Source organism: Salinicola sp. CR57, from assembly GCF_003206585.1.
In the GTDB taxonomy this organism is placed as follows: domain Bacteria; phylum Pseudomonadota; class Gammaproteobacteria; order Pseudomonadales; family Halomonadaceae; genus Salinicola; species Salinicola lusitanus.
This window is the reverse complement of record NZ_PZJL01000004.1, coordinates 376,578-394,237: the sequence shown is the minus strand read 5'-3', so window position 1 is coordinate 394,237 and position 17,660 is coordinate 376,578. Positions and strand designations below refer to the sequence as shown.

Below are 17,660 nucleotides of genomic sequence, written 5' to 3'. Positions count from 1 at the left end.
TCGCCGAGACGGTAGAGGAGACAACACAATGATAGATACCTTGGTCGCGAGTTTAGGCGAGGTATTTAGTGCCTCGCATCTGGTCTACATGGGTCTGGGGGTGATGATCGGTCTGCTGGTCGGCATCATTCCCGGGCTGGGCGGGATTGCCGGCATGGCGCTGCTGCTGCCGTTTCTCTACGGCATGGAGCCGGGGTTGGCGCTGGGCATGCTGATGGGCATGATCGCGGTCATTCCTACGGGAGACACGTTCACTTCGGTGCTGATGGGGATCCCCGGTTCGAGCGCCTCACAGGCCACCGTGATGGACGGCTTCCCGTTGGCCAAGAAGGGCCAGGCGGCGCGGGCGCTGGCCAGCGCCTTCCTGTCGTCGCTGTGCGGAGGTGTCATCGGCGCCATCGTGCTGACCGGGTTCATCCTGGTCGCGCGGCCGCTGGTGCTGGCGTTCTCGTCGGCGGAACTGTTCGTGCTGACGCTGCTGGGGCTGGCCATGGTCGCGGTGCTCTCCGGCGATAGCCTGTTCAAGGGCATGGCTGCCTGCGGCCTGGGGTTGCTGGCCGGGGCGATCGGCACGGCGCCAGCGACCGGCGAGTTTCGCCTCAACCTGGGCGTCGAGTATCTGTTCGACGGGATCCCGCTGATCGTCGTGGGGCTGGCGATCTTCGCGTTGCCGGAGATCGTCGATCTGCTCATCCGGCGCGGCAGCATCGCCCGGGAACAGACTTCGCTGGGTCACGGGTGGCGCCAGGGCATTCGCGACGTCGTCGACAATCGCGGTCTGGTCGCCAAATGCGCCGGGATGGGGAGCCTCATCGGTACTATCCCCGGGCTTGCCGGCTCGGTCGTCGACTGGCTCACCTATGCGTTCGCATCGAAGACGGCCAAGGGCGAGAAGCATTTCGGCCAGGGCGACATTCGCGGGGTCATCGCGCCGGAGTCGGCCAACAACGCCTGTGCCTGCGGAGCCATGGTGCCGACGCTGCTGTTCGGCGTGCCGGGTTCGGGCACGGCGGCGATTTTCCTGGGCGGACTGCTGCTGCTGGGACTCGAGCCCGGGGTGAGCATGATCACCACCCACCTGGATCTCACCTACACCATCATCTGGTCGCTGGCGCTGGCCAATATCCTCGGTGCCGCGCTGTGCCTGATGCTGGCGCGTCCGGTCGCCCAGCTCACGCGCATCCCCTTCGTGCTGCTGGCGCCGGTGATCACCACGCTGATTCTGTTCGCCGCCTTCCAGGCCACCCGTTCGCTGGGAGACTGGTACACGCTGATTGCCGTCGGCGCCATCGGGCTGCTGTTCAAGCAGGCCGGCTGGTCCCGTCCCGCTTTCCTGATCGGCTTCGTACTCGCACCGGGTGCCGAGACCTACTTCTATCAGAGCGTGCAGTTTCATGGCATGGCGGCGTTTCTTCGCCCCGGGGTCATCATCATTCTGGCATTGATCGCGCTGGCGTTTGCCTTCCCGCTGATCAAGCGGTTGCTTCAGCGACGGCGGCAGCCGCTGGCGGTGGGCGCCGACGTCAATCGCCAGGCGGCCGACTCGCCGGCGCCGACCTTCGGCAAGATCGATCTGGTGCTGGTCGCGGGCATGCTCGCACTGGCGGCCGGTGCCTGGTACGACGTCAGCGGCATGTCGATGATCGGCGGCATCTTCCCGATGCTGGCCATCGCGATCATGGCCATCGGCGCGTTGCTGACCGGCGCCCAGGCGTGGAAGGGGCAGGCAACCTGGGTCAGCCAACCCATCGGCCAGCCGCTGGTCTGGCTCGGCGGACTGCTGGCCCTGATCGTCGTGGCCTCGCTACTCGGCTTCATCAGCACTGCGGTCCTCATGACGCTGGGCTTCATCCGGTTCGTTGCCAAGGCACGCTGGTCGGCGGCGCTGCTGATCGCCATCGGCATTGGAATCTTCCTGCTCGGCATGCAGGCGCTGCTTAACCTGCACTATCCCATGGGCTGGCTAGACGCGATGCTGTTCTAGCTTCCCGCGCGGCTGGGCCTCACATGCCTCAGGAACGCTAGCACTAGGACGGCACCGGCGACACCGGTGCCGTTTTTCATGTTCGGACAAGGTGATTATGCCCGGGAGGTATAACCCAGACGCCAAGTCGATTTTTATATTTCAAATTAATATAACGTTAGAACTTTTTTGGCGTTACTCTAGGGGCATGCATTCCTTCAGGAGCCGTCATGAACACCTTTGCTCTCTCTCGAGGCGACAGAAATAAAGGTCGCCCCGATGTCGCCGGTTTTTTCGATCCTCGCACCTTCAGTATCCAGTACGTCGTCAGCGACCCCGCCACGCGCCGCTGCGCGATCATCGATCCGGTACTCGATTACGATGAGAAGTCCGGCGCCACGGCGACGTTCCAGGCCGATGAGCTCTTGGCCTACATCGAGCGGGAAGGGCTCGCGGTCGACTGGATTCTGGATACCCATCCTCACGCGGATCACTTTTCCGCCGCGCGTTATCTGCATGACAAGACTGGTGCGCCCACCGCTATCGGCCAGCCGGTGACCCAAGTCCAGGCACTGTGGAAGGAAATCTACAACTGGTCGGACCTGCAGGACGACGGCAGCCAGTGGGATCATCTATTCGATGAAGGGGATACCTTCAAGCTGGGTGGGATCGAGTGCCGCGTGATGCACTCCCCGGGCCATACGCTGGCCTCGATCACCTATGTGATTGGCGATGCCGCCTTCGTTCACGACACCCTGTTCCAGCCCGATTTCGGCACCGCCCGTGCCGACTTCCCCGGGGGAAGTGCACACCAGCTGTGGCACTCGATCCAGGCGATCCTCGCGCTGCCAGACGAAACACGCCTTTTCACCGGTCACGACTACATGCCCGACGGCCGCGAGCCGCAGTGGGAAAGCACCGTGCGTGAGCAGCGCGAAACCAACAAGCATCGCCTGGGCGACAGTAGCGAGGCCGAGTATGTCGAGCTGCGCAACCGTCGCGACAGCGAACTGCCGATGCCGAAGCTGATCCTGCACGCGCTGCAGGTCAACATTCTCGGCGGCCGTCTCCCCGAACCGGAGAACAACGGCAAGCGCTATCTGAAATTGCCGCTCGACGCCCTGGAAGGTGCCGCGTGGGAGTGAGAAGGCGTTGCCGCCAAGCGCTATCGCGCCGCGCCGAATCGACCAAAGGGAGCCAGTCATGAACGAATCGACAGTCACGAATCAGTCGACAGCTGCGAACGGCAAGCGCCACGACATCGTCATCATCGGCGGTGGGGCGGGAGGCATCGCGGTCGCTGCGAGTCTTCACAAACGCCGTTCCGATCTCGATATCGCCATCGTCGATCCCGCGCAGGATCACTTCTACCAGCCTGGCTGGACGCTGGTGGGCGGTGGTGTCTTCACCCCGGAGCAGACTCGGCGTTCGATGCACTCGGTAATGCCGAGCTTCGTGACCTGGCACCAGGCTGCGGCGGAACGGCTGCTGCCGGAATCCCGCCAGGTTGTACTGGGCAACGGCTCGACACTCGGCTACCGGGCGCTGGTGGTTGCGCCGGGTCTCGAGATCGACTGGCAGGCGGTCGGTGGTCTCGAGGAGACGCTGGGTAAGAATGGCGTGACCTCGAACTACCGTTTCGATCTGGCACCCTATACCTGGTCGCTGGTTCAGTCGATGCGCGGCGGCAAGGCGCTTTTCACACAGCCGCCAATGCCGATCAAGTGCGCCGGGGCGCCCCAGAAGGCGATGTATCTCTCCTGCAATGAGTGGGAGAAGCAGGGCGTCCTGAACGGCATCGACGTTCATTTTCACAATGCCGGCGGTGTGATGTTCGGCGTCTCGGACTTCGTGCCGGCACTGGACGAATACGTTCAGCGTTACGGCATCCACAAGCAGTTCCAACAAAACCTCATCGCCGTGGACGGCCCGGCCCAGAAGGCGCGTTTTCGCGTCACAAGCGAGGATACCAGCGAAGAGATCGAAACCGATTTCGACATGCTTCACGTCGTGCCGCCGCAGCGCGCCCCACGGCTGGTGCGCGAATCACCGCTGGCCAACGAGGGTGGCTGGCTCGACCTCGACGCCGACACCCTCCAGCATAACCGCTTCAATGAGGTCTTCGGTCTCGGCGATGCCAGCGGTACCAGCAACGCCAAGACGGCCGCCGCCGTGCGCAAGCAGGCACCCGTAGTGGCGGACAACCTGCTGGCTACACTCGATGGCAAGCCGATGCCCTCCAGCTATGCGGGATATGGCGCCTGCCCGTTGACGGTCGAACGCGGCCGCGTCGTGCTGGCGGAGTTCGGTTACGGCGGCCAGTTGCAGCCGACGTTCCCGTCCTGGATCAATCAGGCTACACGGCCGACCCGGCTCGGCTGGAACATCAAGGCGCAGCAGCTCCCCTTCATCTACTGGAATCTGATGCTCAAGGGGCACGAATGGCTGGCCAAGCCGCAGGCGCGCACTTGATCGAGGCCGGTAGATCATGAATCAGCAGCACAAGGCCGGGTTGGCACGCTGGTTCCCGATCCTTGACTGGGGACGGCGTTACAACGGCGGGTTGCTGGGCGAGGATCTGCTGGCAGCCATCATCGTGGCGCTGATGCTGATCCCGCAGGCGCTGGCCTACGCCATGCTCGCGGGCCTCCCGCCGGTGGTGGGGCTGTACGCGAGCCTGGTGCCGCTGGTGATCTACACCCTGCTCGGCAGCAGCGCGACGCTCTCCGTCGGCCCGATGGCGGTGGTGTCGCTGATGACGGCATCGGCGCTTTCGCAGGTTGCCGAGTCGGGATCGCCGAACTACATCGCCGCAGCCCTGGTGCTGGCACTGCTCTCCGGGGCCATTCTGCTGATCATGGGGCTATGTCGGCTGGGCTTTCTGGTCAACTTTCTGAGTCACCCGGTGATGATCGGTTTTGTCAGCGCTTCGGGCGTGTTGATCGCGGCGAGCCAGCTCAAACAGCTGCTCGGTATCGATCTCTCTGGTTCGACGCTGCCGGCGCTGCTTTACCATCTACCCTCGGCGCTGAACGGTGTCAGCCTGCCGACCGTGATCATCGGGCTGGGGTCGCTGCTGCTGCTGTGGCTGATCCGACGATGGGGCAAGTCCGCGCTGGAACGTTATCACGTACCGGCTCGAATCGCCGGTGTGCTGGTCAAGCTGGCGCCCATCGCCACCATCGTATTGGCGGCGCTGGTCGCCGGCGCGGCGGGATGGCTGGGCCGCGACGTGGCCGTCATCGGCGAGATTCCCGCCGGTCTGCCACCGCTGACCCTGCCCGACTGGGAGCCGGCGCTTTGGCGATCGCTGATCGGTTCGGCGGTGCTGATCAGCATCGTCGGCTACGTGGAGTCGGTTTCGGTGGCGCAGGCGCTGGCGGTGCGCCGCGGTGAGCGCGTCGATCCGGACCAGGAACTGATCGGGCTCGGCGGGGCCAATCTGGCGGCGGCTTTCACCGGCGGCATGCCGATCACCGGCGGCTTCTCCCGCTCCGTGGTCAATTTCGATGCCGGCGCTCGCACGCCGGCTTCCAGCGCGTTCACCGCCATGGGTATCGCGCTGGCCATGCTGTTTCTGTCGCCCTGGCTGCGGGAACTACCGATGGCGACGCTGGCGGCGACCATCGTCATCGCCACCGTCTCGCTGATCGATCTGGCGGCGTTCAGGCGCGTCTGGCGCTATGCCCGCGGCGAAGGCATCGCCATGTCGGCGACCGCACTGGCAACGCTGATGCTGGGCGTCGACGTGGGCATTCTGGTCGGTGTCGCCATGTCGCTTGCGCTGCACCTCTATGGCACCAGCCGGCCTCATAGTGCGGAAGTCGGCCGCATTCCCGGCACCGAGCATTTTCGCAACGTCCGCCGCCACGCCGTGGAAACCGACGCCGGGGTCGCCATTCTGCGCGTCGACGAGAGCCTCTATTTCGCCAACGTCCGCCACCTGGAAGACCTGGTCACGGCAGTGGTCTCTCGCGATCCGCCGCCGCGGGATCTGGTACTGGCTTGTCAGGCGATCAACGTCATCGATGCCACGGCGCTGGAAAGTCTCGAGGCGCTCAACCGACGCCTGCGCGAGCGTGACATCGGGCTGCATCTGGCCGAAGTGAAGGGGCCGGTGATGGATCGCCTGAGCCGCACCGAGCTGCTGGAGACGCTCAACGGCCGGGTCTTCCTGAGCACTTTCGACGCCTGGTGCGCTCTGCATGGTCGGGGTGCCGCACCCTTGAGTCATCCCTGTCTCGCCACGCCGGCAGCGGCACATTCGGCGGCGGAGTAGAGAGGGTTATCGTAGAGCAGCGAACGCTATCAAAGGAGATACGAGGATGGACCTATCGAGTGCCGGGTTCGGGCTCGCTGGCGGCGTGCTGATCGGGCTCTCCGCCACCCTGCTGATGGGGCTCTTGGGACGGGTCGCCGGTATCAGCGGGATCCTCTCCGGGCTGGTTTTCGAGCGCGGCGCGGACAGGCCTTGGCGCTTCGCGTTTCTGCTAGGCCTCGTCTCCGGGCCAACCTCGCTGATCCTGGCAGGTCTGGACTTGGGCAATGTGGCAGGCGACAGCGGGGCGATAATCGGTGCTCCGACGAGCGGGCTGACGACGATGTTGATCGCCGGCCTGCTGGTCGGATTGGGCACCGGTCTGGGTAGCGGCTGCACCAGCGGGCACGGGGTCTGCGGGTTGGCGCGGCTGTCGCCCCGGTCGATGGTCGCAACGCTCGTCTTCGTACTTGTGGCGATACTCACCGTGTTCGTTGTGCGCCATCTGGCGGGAGGTGGCGCATGAAGCCCGTGGCGGGTTATCTCGCCGGACTGCTGTTCGGGCTGGGCCTGGCGCTGAGCGGCATGACCGACCCTGCCCGGGTGATCGGCTTTCTCGATGTCGCCGGCGCCTGGGACCCGACCCTGATCTTCGTGCTCGGCGGTGCCGTGGTCACTACCTTCATCGGTTACCGGCTGGTGTGGCGCCGCGGCACGCCGCTGCTGGCGGGGCGGTTCCAGCTGCCGACCCGGCGCGACCTGGATGCCCGTCTGCTGGGTGGCGCCGCGCTCTTCGGCATCGGCTGGGGGCTCTCCGGCTACTGCCCGGGGCCGGCAGTGGCCTCGCTGGCAGGGCTGAGTTGGCCGCTGGCGGCGTTTCTGGTGGCCATGGTGGTGGGATGGTGGCTCGCGCGCCGGCTTTCTTCCGCTCACTGAGGAGCCAACTCATCCTGGCATCATCGCCGTTCGCCAGACTGTGGCGGGAATGGACCGGGTGAAAACGGGAGAAACATGCGCGTACTACTCGTGGAGGACGATGCACCGGTGGCGGCCGGCATCGAAGTGGGATTGGCGCTGAGCGATTTCGTCGTCGATACCGTGACCACGCTGGACGGTGCACGCGGGGCGCTGGCCGCGATCGACTACGATGCCGCGGTGCTCGATCGCCGTCTGCCTGACGGCGATGGTTTGACGCTGCTGCAACAGTGGCGTCGTGCGGGTATTGCCATGCCGGTACTGATGCTGACGGCGAGAGACGCCGTGGCCAGTCGTGTCGAAGGGCTTCAGGGCGGGGCCGACGATTATCTGGTCAAGCCGTTCGACCTTGATGAGTTGACGGCAAGGCTGCAGGCGCTGTTGCGCCGCAGCGCCGGGCAGGTCGACCGCTCCCTTCGCCACGGGCGCCTGGCGCTGGACCCCGTCGCTCGCAGCGTGACGCTGGATGGCGCACCGGTGGCGCTGGTGCGTCGCGAGCTGATGCTGCTGGAGGCGCTGATGCGCGCGCGTGGGCGGATCCTGAGTGCCGATCAGTTGAAGGACCGCCTTTACAGCATCGACGACGAGATCGAGAGCAACGCCCTCAACGTGCATATCTACCAGTTGCGTCGCAAGCTGGGACGCGAAGTGATCGAGACGGTCCGGGGCGTCGGCTACCGTCTTGGCGCGCTTCCCGCCGACGAGCGACTGCATGGCGATACGCCCTCATGAGCCTGCGGCTGCGTCTCGTCGCCACGCTTGGGATCACGCTGATGCTGCTGTGGGGGCTGACGGCGGCGTGGTCGATGCGCGATCTCTCGACCCAGCTCGAGCGTTCGCTGGATCAGCGTCTGGCACAGTCGGCGCGAATGGTGGCCGGTCTGCTCGGTCGCGTGCCGACGGCGGCCTGGGATGGAGAGGTTGGCGAGACATCGACCATCCCTGCGCTCGAGGGTGTCGCCTGCCGTGTATCATCGCTGCGCGGGCAGGTGGTGGCGGGTACGCATCCGGAAATGAACGATGTTCTCGCAGTCGATGACGAAGGCTACAGCTACCGAGATCATAACGGTCAGCGCTGGCGCGTCTATACCCTGATCGACGACGACAAGCGGATCACCGTGGCGGATCGCCTGCGTGAGCGGGAGTCGTTGCTGGCCCAGGTACGCCGTGCGGCGTTCTATCCCTTTCTGTTTGCTTCGATCGGCAGTCTGATTGCGCTGTGGTGGGGCGTGACCCGGGGGTTGTCGCCGCTTTCGAGGCTGCAGCGGCGCCTGATGTCACGCGATCACGACGATCTCTCGGCCCTGCCGATCCGCGGCCTGCCGGGGGAAATTCGTCCGCTGATCGACGGTTTCAACACCCTGCTTGCACGCACCCGGCGCATGCTGGAGCTGGAGCAGCGCTTTACCGACGATGCCGCGCATGAGCTGCGCACACCGCTGACCGCGATTCGTACCCATCTTCAGATCGCGCGACGCGTCGACGGCGATCCTCGCCGGGAGGCGATGCAGCAGGCGGAAGCGGGGGTGGGACGGCTGACGAAGACGCTCGATCAGCTGCTGTTGCTGGCACGGATGGAGAGCGAGAAGGTCGCGCGGGGAAGTGTCGATTCCACGCGGCTGGGGGAGGCCCTGGAGGCTGCGATGGTGGAGACCGGCAGTCGCGATCGCTGTCACTGGCACGCTTCGGTCTACCGGCTTCACGTTGCGTTGTCCGGGGAGCTGCTGGTGATCGCGCTGCGCAATCTGCTCGAGAACGCCATGCGTCACGGTTCGTCCGACACCCCGATCGAGATCGAGGCTCACGAGACGGATGGCATGGCCGTGATCGACATCGTCAACCAGGGCGAGACCATCCCGCCCGAACAGATCGCCCGCCTGACGGAGCGCTTTCATCGCGGCAATCATCCACAGGGTAGCGGCCTGGGATTATCCATCGTCGAGGCGATCGCCACCCGGGCCAGCGGAAGCCTGCGGCTCGCCTCCGGCGACGGTACCGGGCTGCGGGTTACGCTCTCGCTGCCCCTGGCCTGATTCGCCAGGGGCGGGTGAGCAGGGGTGGACAGGGAAGCTCAGGGCGAGTCGCTACCCATGATTGTGCGCAGCTTGTCCGGGGAGGGTGCACCCATGACCTTATGCACCGCGCCATCGTCGTCCTGATAGAAAATCACCGGTGTGGCATAGAGCTGGGCGTTGCGCATCACTTGCGTGTTGTCGGCGACCCACCGCTCGCTCTGATCGGTTCCCTCGCTGTCCGGCATGGCGTCGGTGCGATAGTGCTCGGCGATCGCGGCGCTGGGATCGTCTGCCGCCAGGATCGCGGCGGCCTTCTCAGGGCTGTTCGCTTTCAGAATGCCCACCATCAGATGACGAATCTGCACATCACCGCTTTCGACCCAGGGCTGAGCATCCTGCCAGAACTTGCGGCAGTAGGGGCAGTTGGGATCGCTGAAGGTGTAGACCACGCGCGAGGCATCGGTATCACCCTCGCGAACCCAGTGATGCTCCGCCATTGCCTTCCATAGCTCGGCATTTTTGGGTCCATCGACGAGCTGTTCCAGCGGCTCGGCGGAGACGTCGCGGCCCTGGGCGTCGATCAGCGTGCCGACGACGGCATGATCGCCGTCCGGCGTCAGATAGGCGGCCACGCTCTGCCCTCGAATGCTGGCAGCGTAGCCCCTGAGCCCGCCGGGGGCGTCGAATTCACCGTGAATGGTGAGGCCCTGCCGCTCGAGTGTCTGGATCGGCGTGGGCCAGTCGTCGGCGGCGGTGGGCAGGCTCGTCGCCAGGGCAATACCGGCGGCCAATGGCAGCGCGAGCCGTAGTCGCATTATCCGGGGGGCGTGGTCTTGCATCGTTGTCGTCTCCTTTTCTGGATATCCGGGGCGAATGAAGCACTCGGGTTGAACGCGCGTCCGGGTCGTCATGGAGCGAAGCGCTCGAGACTGCGATCGAGCGTGGCACGGGAAAGCTCACCGAAGTGGGTGTCGACGAGCTGGCCATCGGCGTCGTAGTAGAGCGTGGTCGGCATCGCCACCGCGCCCACCTTCCGACCGAAGGTCATGTTCGGATCGCGATAGAGGTGATCGAGCGTGAGTGACTCCCGCTGCAGAAACGTCTTGATGACGTCGACGCTCTCGCCCTGATTGACGAACACGAACGACACGTCGTCCCGCTCTCGCTGGGCCTTTTCCAGCATCGGCATCTCGCGACGACAGGGCGGGCACCAGCTCGCCCAGAGATTGACCACCATGGGTTGGTCGGCTTCCTGCAGTACGTTGGGCAGAACCACCGGCGACCCATCGAGATCTGCTAGCGGGATCGAGGGCAGGCTCGCCCCGCGGGGTGTCATCAATGTCAGGGCGCCAGCGGTCATCGACCAGGCCAGGGCACCCGAGAGAACCGCTGCACCCAGGGGGCGGCGCATGGCCGGCTGCCGCCAGAAACGCCAAGCCAGATAGATGAAAGCGATGACCAGCCCCGCCAGTGGCTCGAACCCGCGATCCCGGATGTCTAGCCAGGACCAGAACGTGTCGTAGCTCTGCCAGTAGCGGGCCACGAACACGATGCGTGCGCCGATGACGCCGATCAGCAACGCATTGAACAGAACATCGCCGACGCTGATCTGTCGACGACGGCCCATCCAGGCACCCACGATCAGGGCGACGATCATGGCTACGACCAGCAGAAGCTGACCCAGACTCACGCCCAGCGGCCCCAGGGCGATACTGCGATCTAGCGGATTCATGGTCAGCCCTCCGTGGACTCGTTGGCACGCTGTCTGGCTTGCGCATAGCGGTCGAGAAAGGCTTCGGCATCCAGCTCGCCGATGATGCGGGCGCTGCGCTGCTCCTGACCGTTGGGGCCGAACCACATCAGGGTCGGTGGTCCAACGACACCGAAGTGCTGCATGATCGACTGGTCCTCGGCGTCGTAGTCCGTGACGTCGATACTCAGTCGCTGCACGTTCTGTAGCGCCTTCTTGACGGCCGGGTCGCTGAACACTTCCCGTTCGATGACCTCGCAGGAGACACACCAGTCAGCGGTGAATTCGACCAGTGTCATCTGGCCGCTGTTGGCGGTTGCCTGGACGCGGCGTTCGAGCGTGGACAGATCCTTCACGCCGTCGAACGCGATAGGTCCGGACTCGCTGGCGTCTTTGGAGGCCGCTGCCCCACCGCTCGGGGTGTAGACCGACAGTGGCCGCCACGGATCCCTGGCGCCACCGGCGGCACCGATCAGGATCAACGCGCTCCAAAGACCGATGATGGCGGCACTGGCGGTGGCGAACCGGGGCAGAATGCCACCCGTGCCGTTGCCCCGCGCCATGGCGACGAGAGAGATCGCAGCGCCCAGGCCCAGCGCGCCCCACAGGCCAAGAACGATGGCATCCGAGAGGATTCGGGCGACGAACCAGATCGCCATGCCCAGCAGCACGAAGCCGAACAGCGCCTTGACGCGGGTCATCCAGGCGCCAGGCCTGGGCAGCAACTGGCTGCCGAGCGTGCCGATCAGAACCAGCGGGGCACCCATGCCGAGCCCCAGCGCGAGCAGTGCCGCACCGCCCAACCACGGATTGCCGGATTCGGCGATGAACAGCAGGGCGCCGGCGAGGGGAGCGGTCATGCAGGGGCCGACCAGCAGGGCGGAGAGCACCCCCATGACGGCGACGCCCTTGAATCGGCCGCCGCGCTGTCTCGACAGTCCCGCATCCAGGCGTTGACGCAGTGCCCGCGGCAGTTCGAGCTCGAAGGCACCGAACATGGCGAGCGCCAGCACCACGAACAGCACCGAGAAAATGCCGATGAACCAGACATTCTGGAACAGTATCTGCAGATTGGCGCCAGCCATGGCCGCGGCCACACCCAGTATCGCGTAGGTTGCAGCCATGGGGAGAACGTAGGCGAGCGAGAGCACGAAGCCGGCGGCGCGCGGATTCTCGCCGCTGCGACGTTGGCCGACGATCAGGCTGGAGAGGATGGGGATCATCGGCAGCACGCAAGGCGTGAAGGTCAACAGCAGCCCCATGCCGAAGAACGCTGCCAGCGTCCAGATCCCGTTGCCACCGGCGAGCTGCGCCGCCAGTTGCTGGTCTTCCGCCATCGCGGCGTCTGTCCGGGGCTCAGGCTGAGTGGTGGAGCCTGACGCGACAGACGCTGATGCCGCGGATGACGCATTCGGCACATCGGCCGAGGCATCCGTTCCCAGCGCGTTCGCGTCGGTGGTGCTGCCCCCCGAGGCATCTGCGACGGACTCCAGATCGAAGGTTCGCTGCTGGGGCGGATAGCAGAGGCCGGCATCGGCGCAGCCCTGCCATTGGAGGGTGAGGGTATCGGCTTCCCCGGGGTGCGTGGTCATGTGCAACGCATGACGATAGATCTCGGAACGACCGAAGTACTCGTCCTCGATGGTCACTCCTTCGGGGATGTCGAGTGACAGTTCGCGCTCATCGGCCTTAGCAGAGAAGCTGTGGCGATAGAGGTAGTAACCGGGCTCGATCTGCCAGTCGATGTCTACCTCGTCGCCATCCTGTATCAGCGTCGGCTCGAAGGCCTGATCCGGCGGCAGGAAGTCGCCCTTTTGCCCGAACGGATCCTGCGCCATGGACAGCGTGGCGACACCGAGCAATGCCAGCATCATGATCCACTGGACTCGCCTCGACTGCATCGACTTCCCCTTCGCTCCTGCCCACATTGGCCCCGCTCCTGATTCGATGGCGACAGATTGGCCCATGGGGATGAGCTGAAAATGAACCCTTACCATCGCTGTCGATAGCGTATATTCATATATTGAATATCGTTATTCTTTTTATAAGATCTATGCGGAGGTCAAGATGCACAATTACCCCTCATCGGAGTGGCTCGATTCCATGGGGCTGATTCGAGGCAAACCCGGTAATGCCGAACTGGCGATCCCCAGCTCATCGCTGCCCGTAGGGCAGGAGGTCGATCAGTGGCTTCCCGCGCCCGGCGAAACCTGTCAGGGGCTCTTCCAGATTTCCAGTGCGGCCGATGCGCCGGAGCGCGTGCATGGCGGCGTCATGCGGCTGATAAGAACGCTCAATCTGATGTCACAGGCCGAGGTGACGTGTCGCGCCGTGGTCGTCGTTGCCGGGCCGGCGACGCCATGCGTGTTGAAATCTGCAGCCTATCGCGAGCGGGTTGCCGAGCCGTCACTCGAGGAAAACCCCAACGCGCCCTGGTGGAACGCGCTGCGCCAGCAAGGGGTGCCGGTGCTGGTCTGCCTGCAGGCGCTGGCCGCTCAAGGGCTGTCGCTCGAGGAGGTCGAAGCCGGTATCGAGCCGGTTCAGTCAGGCTTGAGCGCAGCGTTGGCACTGGGACGGCATGGATTCATCGCCATGTCGCTTTAAGGTGGGCTTCTTTTGCGAGGGCGCTTTCTATGAAGACGATTCTTTCTTTCAAAGCCACCTGAATGCGGGTGGCGGTTGTGGTTCAGTGGCGCGTCCATCGCCTTCGGTGCTAAGGTCTCGCCGTGGGAGATGGCATTCCTCCCGAGCGGCTTTCCCGCCCGCTCGAACCACCGTCTATTGGTTAATGATGCCTGCGAGGCGCTTCGGTCGAGGCGTGTCAGCAGGTGTCCGTATTTCCTTCCTTGCTGGCTCGCCTCCTCGAGCGGATCATTTCATCAAAAGGATCTATCGAGGATGTCAGGTATGTGGTTGTCCGTATTGTCGATCGGGGCCGGCGCCGCGATCGGCGCGAATCTGCGATGGCTGTTGGGCGTCTGGCTCAACGCCCTGTTTCCGGCGATCCCGCCCGGTACGCTGGTGGCGAACCTGCTGGGGGCGTGGCTGATCGGTATCGGCATCGCGCTTTTCGCGCAATTGCCGTCCTTGTCGCCGGAGGCCCGGCTGTTCGCGATCACCGGCTTCCTGGGCGCACTGACCACCTTCTCCACCTTCTCCGCCGAGATGTTCGGCAACATTCAGGCGGGGCGGTACGGCATGGCGCTGCTGGGCATCGGCATTCACGTGCTGGGCTCGCTCGCCATGACCGGCCTGGGTTTTCTGACCTACGGCGTCATCCAGAACCTGCTGGGAGGATCGCAATCATGAATCGGCTCAAGAGCGGTTATGAAGTGATATTCATCGTGCCGGAGTCGCGTCGGCATGAGGGCAAGCGTGTCTACGACTGGATCGTCGAGACCGCGAAGAGCCTGGGCATCGGCCGGATGACCCAGCGCGGCGACGTCGAGGGGACCGGGGCGGATGGCAAGCTGCACTCCGCCCATTTCTTCGACCTGGCCGACCAGCCCATCGAGCTGATGTACGCGATGGACGAGGAGACGGCGGAGCGCTTCGTCACGGCCGTCGAGGCAACGGGGGCGCCGGTCTTCTGCATCTGCCGTCCCGTCCACTTCGGTCAGTTGAACGACAAGAGCGACTGAGATCGGCGTAACCGATGGCTCCTGAGGGAGCCAATTCCGTTGGATCTCTCTCCAATGCCATTGCCAGGGTTTGATATGTCTTATATTCTGGACATATGGAAATAAAGAGCGCTATCGACAGTTTCGCCGCCCTGTCCCAGGAGACGAGGCTCGAGGCCTACCGGCTGCTGGTGAGCCATGAACCCGAGGGGCTTCCCGCCGGTGAGATCGCGCGTCAGCTCGACGTGCCGCATAACACCATGTCGGCCCATCTTTCGGTGCTGGCGAGGGCGGGGTGGGTCCTCTCCCGGCGGCAGAGCCGGTCGATCATCTACCGCGCCAATCTCTCTCACATGAGCGAGACGATCCGGTTCCTGGTTCGCGATTGCTGCGCCGGGCACCCGGAGGCCTGTGAACCTTTTCTGACCTGTTCCCCCGGTGGCTGGAACACCGAAGATAAACCGTGAGGGCGCCATGAAACCGTTGATCTATCACAACCCCGCCTGTGGTACGTCGCGCAACACGCTGGCGATGATCGAGGCCTCCGGCGAGACGCCGGACGTGATCGAATACCTGAACACGCCGCCCACGCGCGAGCGCCTGGTCGAGCTGATCGCGATGATGGGCATCACGCCGCGAGAGCTGCTGCGCCGCAAGGGCACGCCGTTCGAGGAACTCGGCCTCGACGATCCGGCCCTGAGCGATGACCGGCTGATCGACGCGATGATGGCGCATCCGATCCTGATCAACCGGCCGATCGTGGTCACCGACAAGGGCGCCCGGCTGTGCCGACCTTCGGAGCGCGTGCTGGCGCTGCTGGCCAACCCGGTGGCGACGTTCACCAAGGAAGACGGCGAAGTGGTGCGGGCCGATGGGGCAGGGCATGAGTGATGGGGAGATGAACGACGAGGTCATGAATGACAGCGGCGCGCGCGAAGTGAGTGATTCGGTCGATCTTGACGACCTGCCCAATATCGATCCGGAGAAGTTGCAGCCGATCGACATCGAGGCGCTGGTGGGGGCCGGCGCGCCGTGCCATCCGCCGCGAATTCTGGTGCTCTACGGCTCGCTGCGCGAGCGCGCCTTCTCGCGGCTCGCCTCCGAGGAGGCGGGCCGGCTGCTGCGCTGGTACGGCTGCGAGGTGAAAACCTTCAATCCTTCCGGCCTGCCGCTGCCGGACGATGCCGAGGCGGAGCACCCCAAGGTACGGGAGCTGCGTGATCTCGCCGAGTGGTCCGACGGCATGCTGTGGGTCAGTCCGGAGCGTCATGGCGCCATGACCGGGGTCATGAAGGCCCAGATCGACTGGATTCCGCTGTCGCTGGGCGGCGTTCGCCCGACCCAGGGCAAGACGCTGGCGGTGATGGAGGTCTCCGGCGGCAGCCAGAGCTTCAATGCGGTCAACCAGATGAGGATCCTGGGGCGCTGGATGCGGATGATCACCATCCCCAACCAGTCCTCCGTACCCAAGGCATTCACCGAGTTCGACGACGCCGGACGGATGAAACCCTCGCCGCTCTACATGAGAGTCGTCGATGTCTGCGAGGAACTGGTGAAGTTCACCTGGCTGACGCGGGAACGCTCGGCCTATCTCACCGATCGCTATTCCGAGCGGGTCGAGAGCGCGGAAGCGCTCTCGCGTCGCGTCAATCAAGGCACTCACTAGAACGTACAGGCTAAGCGTACTCACTAAACGTAATTGCTAAAAAGCACTCACTGAACGCAGGGGCATTCGATGCTGGCACTGGCTATTTTCGTCGTCACCCTGATCCTGGTGATCTGGCAGCCCAAGGGTCTGGGAATCGGCTGGAGCGCCCTCGGCGGGGCGCTGGTGGCACTGCTGGCGGGCGTGGTGCGGCTCTCCGATGTCGGCGTGGTGTGGGATATCGTCTGGGATGCGACCTTCACCTTCGTCGCCCTGATCGTCATCTCGCTGATCCTGGACGAAGCCGGATTCTTCGCCTGGGCGGCGCTGCATGTCGCCCGCTGGGGCAACGGTCGTGGGCATCTGCTGTTCCCGCTGGTGGTGGTGCTGGGCGCGGTGATCGCGGCGTTCTTCGCCAACGACGGCGCGGCGCTGCTGCTGACGCCGATCGTGATCGCGATCCTGCTGCGGCTGGACTTCTCGCCGCCGGCGGCGCTGGCGTTCATCATCGCCACCGGCTTCGTCGCCGACACCACCAGCCTGCCGCTGATCATCTCCAACCTGGTCAATATCGTCAGTGCCAACTACTTCGACATCGGCTTCGACCGCTACGCGGCGGTCATGGTGCCGGTCAACCTGGTCTCGCTGGTGGCGACGCTGGGGGTGCTCTGGATCGCCTTCGGCCGTCGGATTCCCAGGCGCTACTCACTCGAAGCACTCGATGCCCCGCGTTCGGCGATCCTGGATCCGCTGATCTTCCGGGCCGCGTTTCCGCTGCTGGTGGTGCTGCTCGTGGCCTACTTCGTTACCGCGCCGCTGGGCGTTCCCATTGCCTTCGTGACCGGGGCCGCGGCGATCGTGCTGATGGCGATCGCCGGTCGCTGGTGGCAGGGCGGCAAGGGCGCCGCCGTGTCGGTCACCGCGGCGCTCAAGGGCGCGCCGTGGCAGATCGTGCTGTTCTCCATCGGCATGTACCTGGTGGTCTACGGACTGGGCAATGCCGGTCTGACCGACTACGGCGCCCGGGTGCTGCAGTGGCTGGCCGGGCAGGGCAACTTCATCGCCACCATCGGCACCGGCTTCCTCTCCGCCATCGTCGCCTCGATCATGAACAACCTGCCGTCGACCTTGGTGGGGGCGCTGGCCATCGACCGGGCCCAGGTGCCGGCGGTGACCCAGGAGCTGATGGTCTACGCCAATGTGATCGGCAACGACCTGGGGCCGAAGTTCACGCCCATCGGCAGCCTGGCGACGCTGCTGTGGCTGCATGTGCTGGCCGGCAAGGGTTACAAGATCGGCTGGGGGCAGTACATGAAGATCGGCCTGTTGATCACCCCGCCGGTACTGCTGGCGACGCTCGTCGCGCTGGCGGTGTGGCTGCCTGTCATTTCCACACCGTAAGGTGAGCGGTGATAAAGGTCGCCGCAAACAAGG

At 64.7% G+C, this 17,660-nt stretch carries 18 protein-coding genes and 1 riboswitch; of the genes, 15 read left to right on the top strand and 3 right to left on the bottom strand.

Annotated elements, in window-relative coordinates; translation table 11 throughout:
- Positions 1–28 precede the first annotated feature (28 nt).
- The 8 genes from DOM56_RS06485 (at position 29) to DOM56_RS06450 (ending at position 9,229) form a co-directional block, all read left to right on the top strand.
- On the top strand, positions 29–1,984 hold the full coding sequence (locus DOM56_RS06485) for a tripartite tricarboxylate transporter permease (protein ID WP_110708022.1): 1,956 nt from the start codon (positions 29–31) through the stop codon (positions 1,982–1,984).
- Positions 1,985–2,193: 209 nt separating this feature from the next.
- The gene (locus DOM56_RS06480; protein WP_110708021.1) at positions 2,194–3,108 is read left to right on the top strand and encodes an MBL fold metallo-hydrolase; all 915 of its coding nucleotides are present in this window, start codon (positions 2,194–2,196) and stop codon (positions 3,106–3,108) included.
- Positions 3,109–3,166: 58 nt separating this feature from the next.
- The gene (locus DOM56_RS06475) at positions 3,167–4,435 is read left to right on the top strand and encodes an FAD/NAD(P)-binding oxidoreductase (protein ID WP_110708020.1); all 1,269 of its coding nucleotides are present in this window, start codon (positions 3,167–3,169) and stop codon (positions 4,433–4,435) included.
- Between the two features lie 16 nt (positions 4,436–4,451).
- Positions 4,452–6,242 carry a sulfate permease gene (sulP, locus tag DOM56_RS06470; protein WP_110708019.1) on the top strand — a complete coding sequence of 597 codons (1,791 nt, stop codon included), beginning with the start codon at positions 4,452–4,454 and terminating at the stop codon, positions 6,240–6,242.
- 46 nt (positions 6,243–6,288) lie between these two features.
- Complete coding sequence (locus tag DOM56_RS06465; RefSeq protein WP_110708018.1) at positions 6,289–6,747, top strand: YeeE/YedE family protein; 459 nt, start codon at positions 6,289–6,291, stop codon at positions 6,745–6,747.
- Positions 6,744–7,157, top strand: coding sequence for a DUF6691 family protein (locus DOM56_RS06460; RefSeq protein WP_110708017.1), 414 nt, complete (start codon positions 6,744–6,746; stop codon positions 7,155–7,157). Before DOM56_RS06465 ends, DOM56_RS06460 begins: the two co-directional genes overlap by 4 nt.
- A 75-nt stretch (positions 7,158–7,232) precedes the next feature.
- Positions 7,233–7,928 (top strand): response regulator, encoded by a 696-nt coding sequence (locus DOM56_RS06455; protein ID WP_110708016.1) that lies wholly within the window; start codon positions 7,233–7,235, stop codon positions 7,926–7,928.
- Entirely contained in the window at positions 7,925–9,229 is a 1,305-nt protein-coding gene (locus DOM56_RS06450; RefSeq protein WP_110708015.1) for an ATP-binding protein, read from the top strand. Before DOM56_RS06455 ends, DOM56_RS06450 begins: the two co-directional genes overlap by 4 nt.
- A 38-nt stretch (positions 9,230–9,267) precedes the next feature.
- Here the strand turns inward: DOM56_RS06450 and dsbG are convergent, their stop codons facing one another.
- From dsbG to dsbD, 3 genes are all read right to left on the bottom strand, one after another.
- On the bottom strand, positions 9,268–10,050 hold the full coding sequence (gene dsbG / locus DOM56_RS06445; RefSeq protein ID WP_198655697.1) for a thiol:disulfide interchange protein DsbG: 783 nt from the start codon (positions 10,048–10,050) through the stop codon (positions 9,268–9,270).
- Between the two features lie 68 nt (positions 10,051–10,118).
- Positions 10,119–10,943, bottom strand: a complete 825-nt coding sequence (locus DOM56_RS06440; protein WP_110708013.1) for a prolipoprotein diacylglyceryl transferase family protein — start codon at positions 10,941–10,943, stop codon at positions 10,119–10,121.
- A gap of 2 nt (positions 10,944–10,945) precedes the next feature.
- Complete coding sequence (dsbD, locus tag DOM56_RS06435) at positions 10,946–12,889, bottom strand: protein-disulfide reductase DsbD (protein WP_110708012.1); 1,944 nt, start codon at positions 12,887–12,889, stop codon at positions 10,946–10,948.
- A 139-nt stretch (positions 12,890–13,028) separates the two neighbouring features.
- Here dsbD and DOM56_RS06430 point away from each other — a divergent pair, with 139 nt between their 5' ends.
- From DOM56_RS06430 to DOM56_RS06400, 7 genes are all read left to right on the top strand, one after another.
- A complete protein-coding gene (locus tag DOM56_RS06430) occupies positions 13,029–13,565 on the top strand; it encodes a DsrE family protein (protein WP_110708011.1) in 537 nt (178 codons plus the stop codon).
- A 116-nt stretch (positions 13,566–13,681) separates the two neighbouring features.
- A riboswitch (Fluoride riboswitch) is annotated at positions 13,682–13,766 on the top strand.
- Positions 13,767–13,868: 102 nt separating this feature from the next.
- A complete protein-coding gene (crcB, locus tag DOM56_RS06425) occupies positions 13,869–14,270 on the top strand; it encodes a fluoride efflux transporter CrcB (protein ID WP_110708010.1) in 402 nt (133 codons plus the stop codon).
- Complete coding sequence (locus DOM56_RS06420; protein ID WP_110598127.1) at positions 14,267–14,602, top strand: DUF190 domain-containing protein; 336 nt, start codon at positions 14,267–14,269, stop codon at positions 14,600–14,602. The genes crcB and DOM56_RS06420 overlap by 4 nt, the downstream gene beginning before the upstream one ends.
- Positions 14,603–14,697: 95 nt before the next feature.
- Entirely contained in the window at positions 14,698–15,048 is a 351-nt protein-coding gene (locus DOM56_RS06415) for a helix-turn-helix transcriptional regulator (protein WP_110708009.1), read from the top strand.
- A gap of 7 nt (positions 15,049–15,055) precedes the next feature.
- Complete coding sequence (arsC, locus tag DOM56_RS06410) at positions 15,056–15,472, top strand: arsenate reductase (glutaredoxin) (RefSeq protein WP_110708008.1); 417 nt, start codon at positions 15,056–15,058, stop codon at positions 15,470–15,472.
- Between the two features lie 22 nt (positions 15,473–15,494).
- Positions 15,495–16,247: an arsenical resistance protein ArsH gene (gene arsH, locus DOM56_RS06405; RefSeq protein ID WP_110708076.1), complete on the top strand. Its 753-nt coding sequence runs from the start codon at positions 15,495–15,497 to the stop codon at positions 16,245–16,247.
- Positions 16,248–16,316: 69 nt separating this feature from the next.
- Positions 16,317–17,627, top strand: a complete 1,311-nt coding sequence (locus tag DOM56_RS06400) for an arsenic transporter (protein ID WP_110708007.1) — start codon at positions 16,317–16,319, stop codon at positions 17,625–17,627.
- Positions 17,628–17,660 lie beyond the last annotated feature (33 nt).

Bases quoted from the DNA above. Each gene is read 5' to 3' on its own strand.
- DOM56_RS06485 (WP_110708022.1), top strand. From the start codon at position 29: ATGATAGATACCTTGGTCGCGAGTTTAGGCGAGGTATTTAGTGCCTCG.
- DOM56_RS06480 (WP_110708021.1), top strand. From the start codon at position 2,194: ATGAACACCTTTGCTCTCTCTCGAGGCGACAGAAATAAAGGTCGCCCC.
- DOM56_RS06475 (WP_110708020.1), top strand. From the start codon at position 3,167: ATGAACGAATCGACAGTCACGAATCAGTCGACAGCTGCGAACGGCAAG.
- sulP (WP_110708019.1), top strand. From the start codon at position 4,452: ATGAATCAGCAGCACAAGGCCGGGTTGGCACGCTGGTTCCCGATCCTT.
- DOM56_RS06465 (WP_110708018.1), top strand. From the start codon at position 6,289: ATGGACCTATCGAGTGCCGGGTTCGGGCTCGCTGGCGGCGTGCTGATC.
- DOM56_RS06460 (WP_110708017.1), top strand. From the start codon at position 6,744: ATGAAGCCCGTGGCGGGTTATCTCGCCGGACTGCTGTTCGGGCTGGGC.
- DOM56_RS06455 (WP_110708016.1), top strand. From the start codon at position 7,233: ATGCGCGTACTACTCGTGGAGGACGATGCACCGGTGGCGGCCGGCATC.
- DOM56_RS06450 (WP_110708015.1), top strand. From the start codon at position 7,925: ATGAGCCTGCGGCTGCGTCTCGTCGCCACGCTTGGGATCACGCTGATG.
- dsbG (WP_198655697.1), bottom strand. From the start codon at position 10,050: ATGCAAGACCACGCCCCCCGGATAATGCGACTACGGCTCGCGCTGCCA.
- DOM56_RS06440 (WP_110708013.1), bottom strand. From the start codon at position 10,943: ATGAATCCGCTAGATCGCAGTATCGCCCTGGGGCCGCTGGGCGTGAGT.
- dsbD (WP_110708012.1), bottom strand. From the start codon at position 12,889: ATGTGGGCAGGAGCGAAGGGGAAGTCGATGCAGTCGAGGCGAGTCCAG.
- DOM56_RS06430 (WP_110708011.1), top strand. From the start codon at position 13,029: ATGCACAATTACCCCTCATCGGAGTGGCTCGATTCCATGGGGCTGATT.
- crcB (WP_110708010.1), top strand. From the start codon at position 13,869: ATGTGGTTGTCCGTATTGTCGATCGGGGCCGGCGCCGCGATCGGCGCG.
- DOM56_RS06420 (WP_110598127.1), top strand. From the start codon at position 14,267: ATGAATCGGCTCAAGAGCGGTTATGAAGTGATATTCATCGTGCCGGAG.
- DOM56_RS06415 (WP_110708009.1), top strand. From the start codon at position 14,698: ATGGAAATAAAGAGCGCTATCGACAGTTTCGCCGCCCTGTCCCAGGAG.
- arsC (WP_110708008.1), top strand. From the start codon at position 15,056: ATGAAACCGTTGATCTATCACAACCCCGCCTGTGGTACGTCGCGCAAC.
- arsH (WP_110708076.1), top strand. From the start codon at position 15,495: ATGAATGACAGCGGCGCGCGCGAAGTGAGTGATTCGGTCGATCTTGAC.
- DOM56_RS06400 (WP_110708007.1), top strand. From the start codon at position 16,317: ATGCTGGCACTGGCTATTTTCGTCGTCACCCTGATCCTGGTGATCTGG.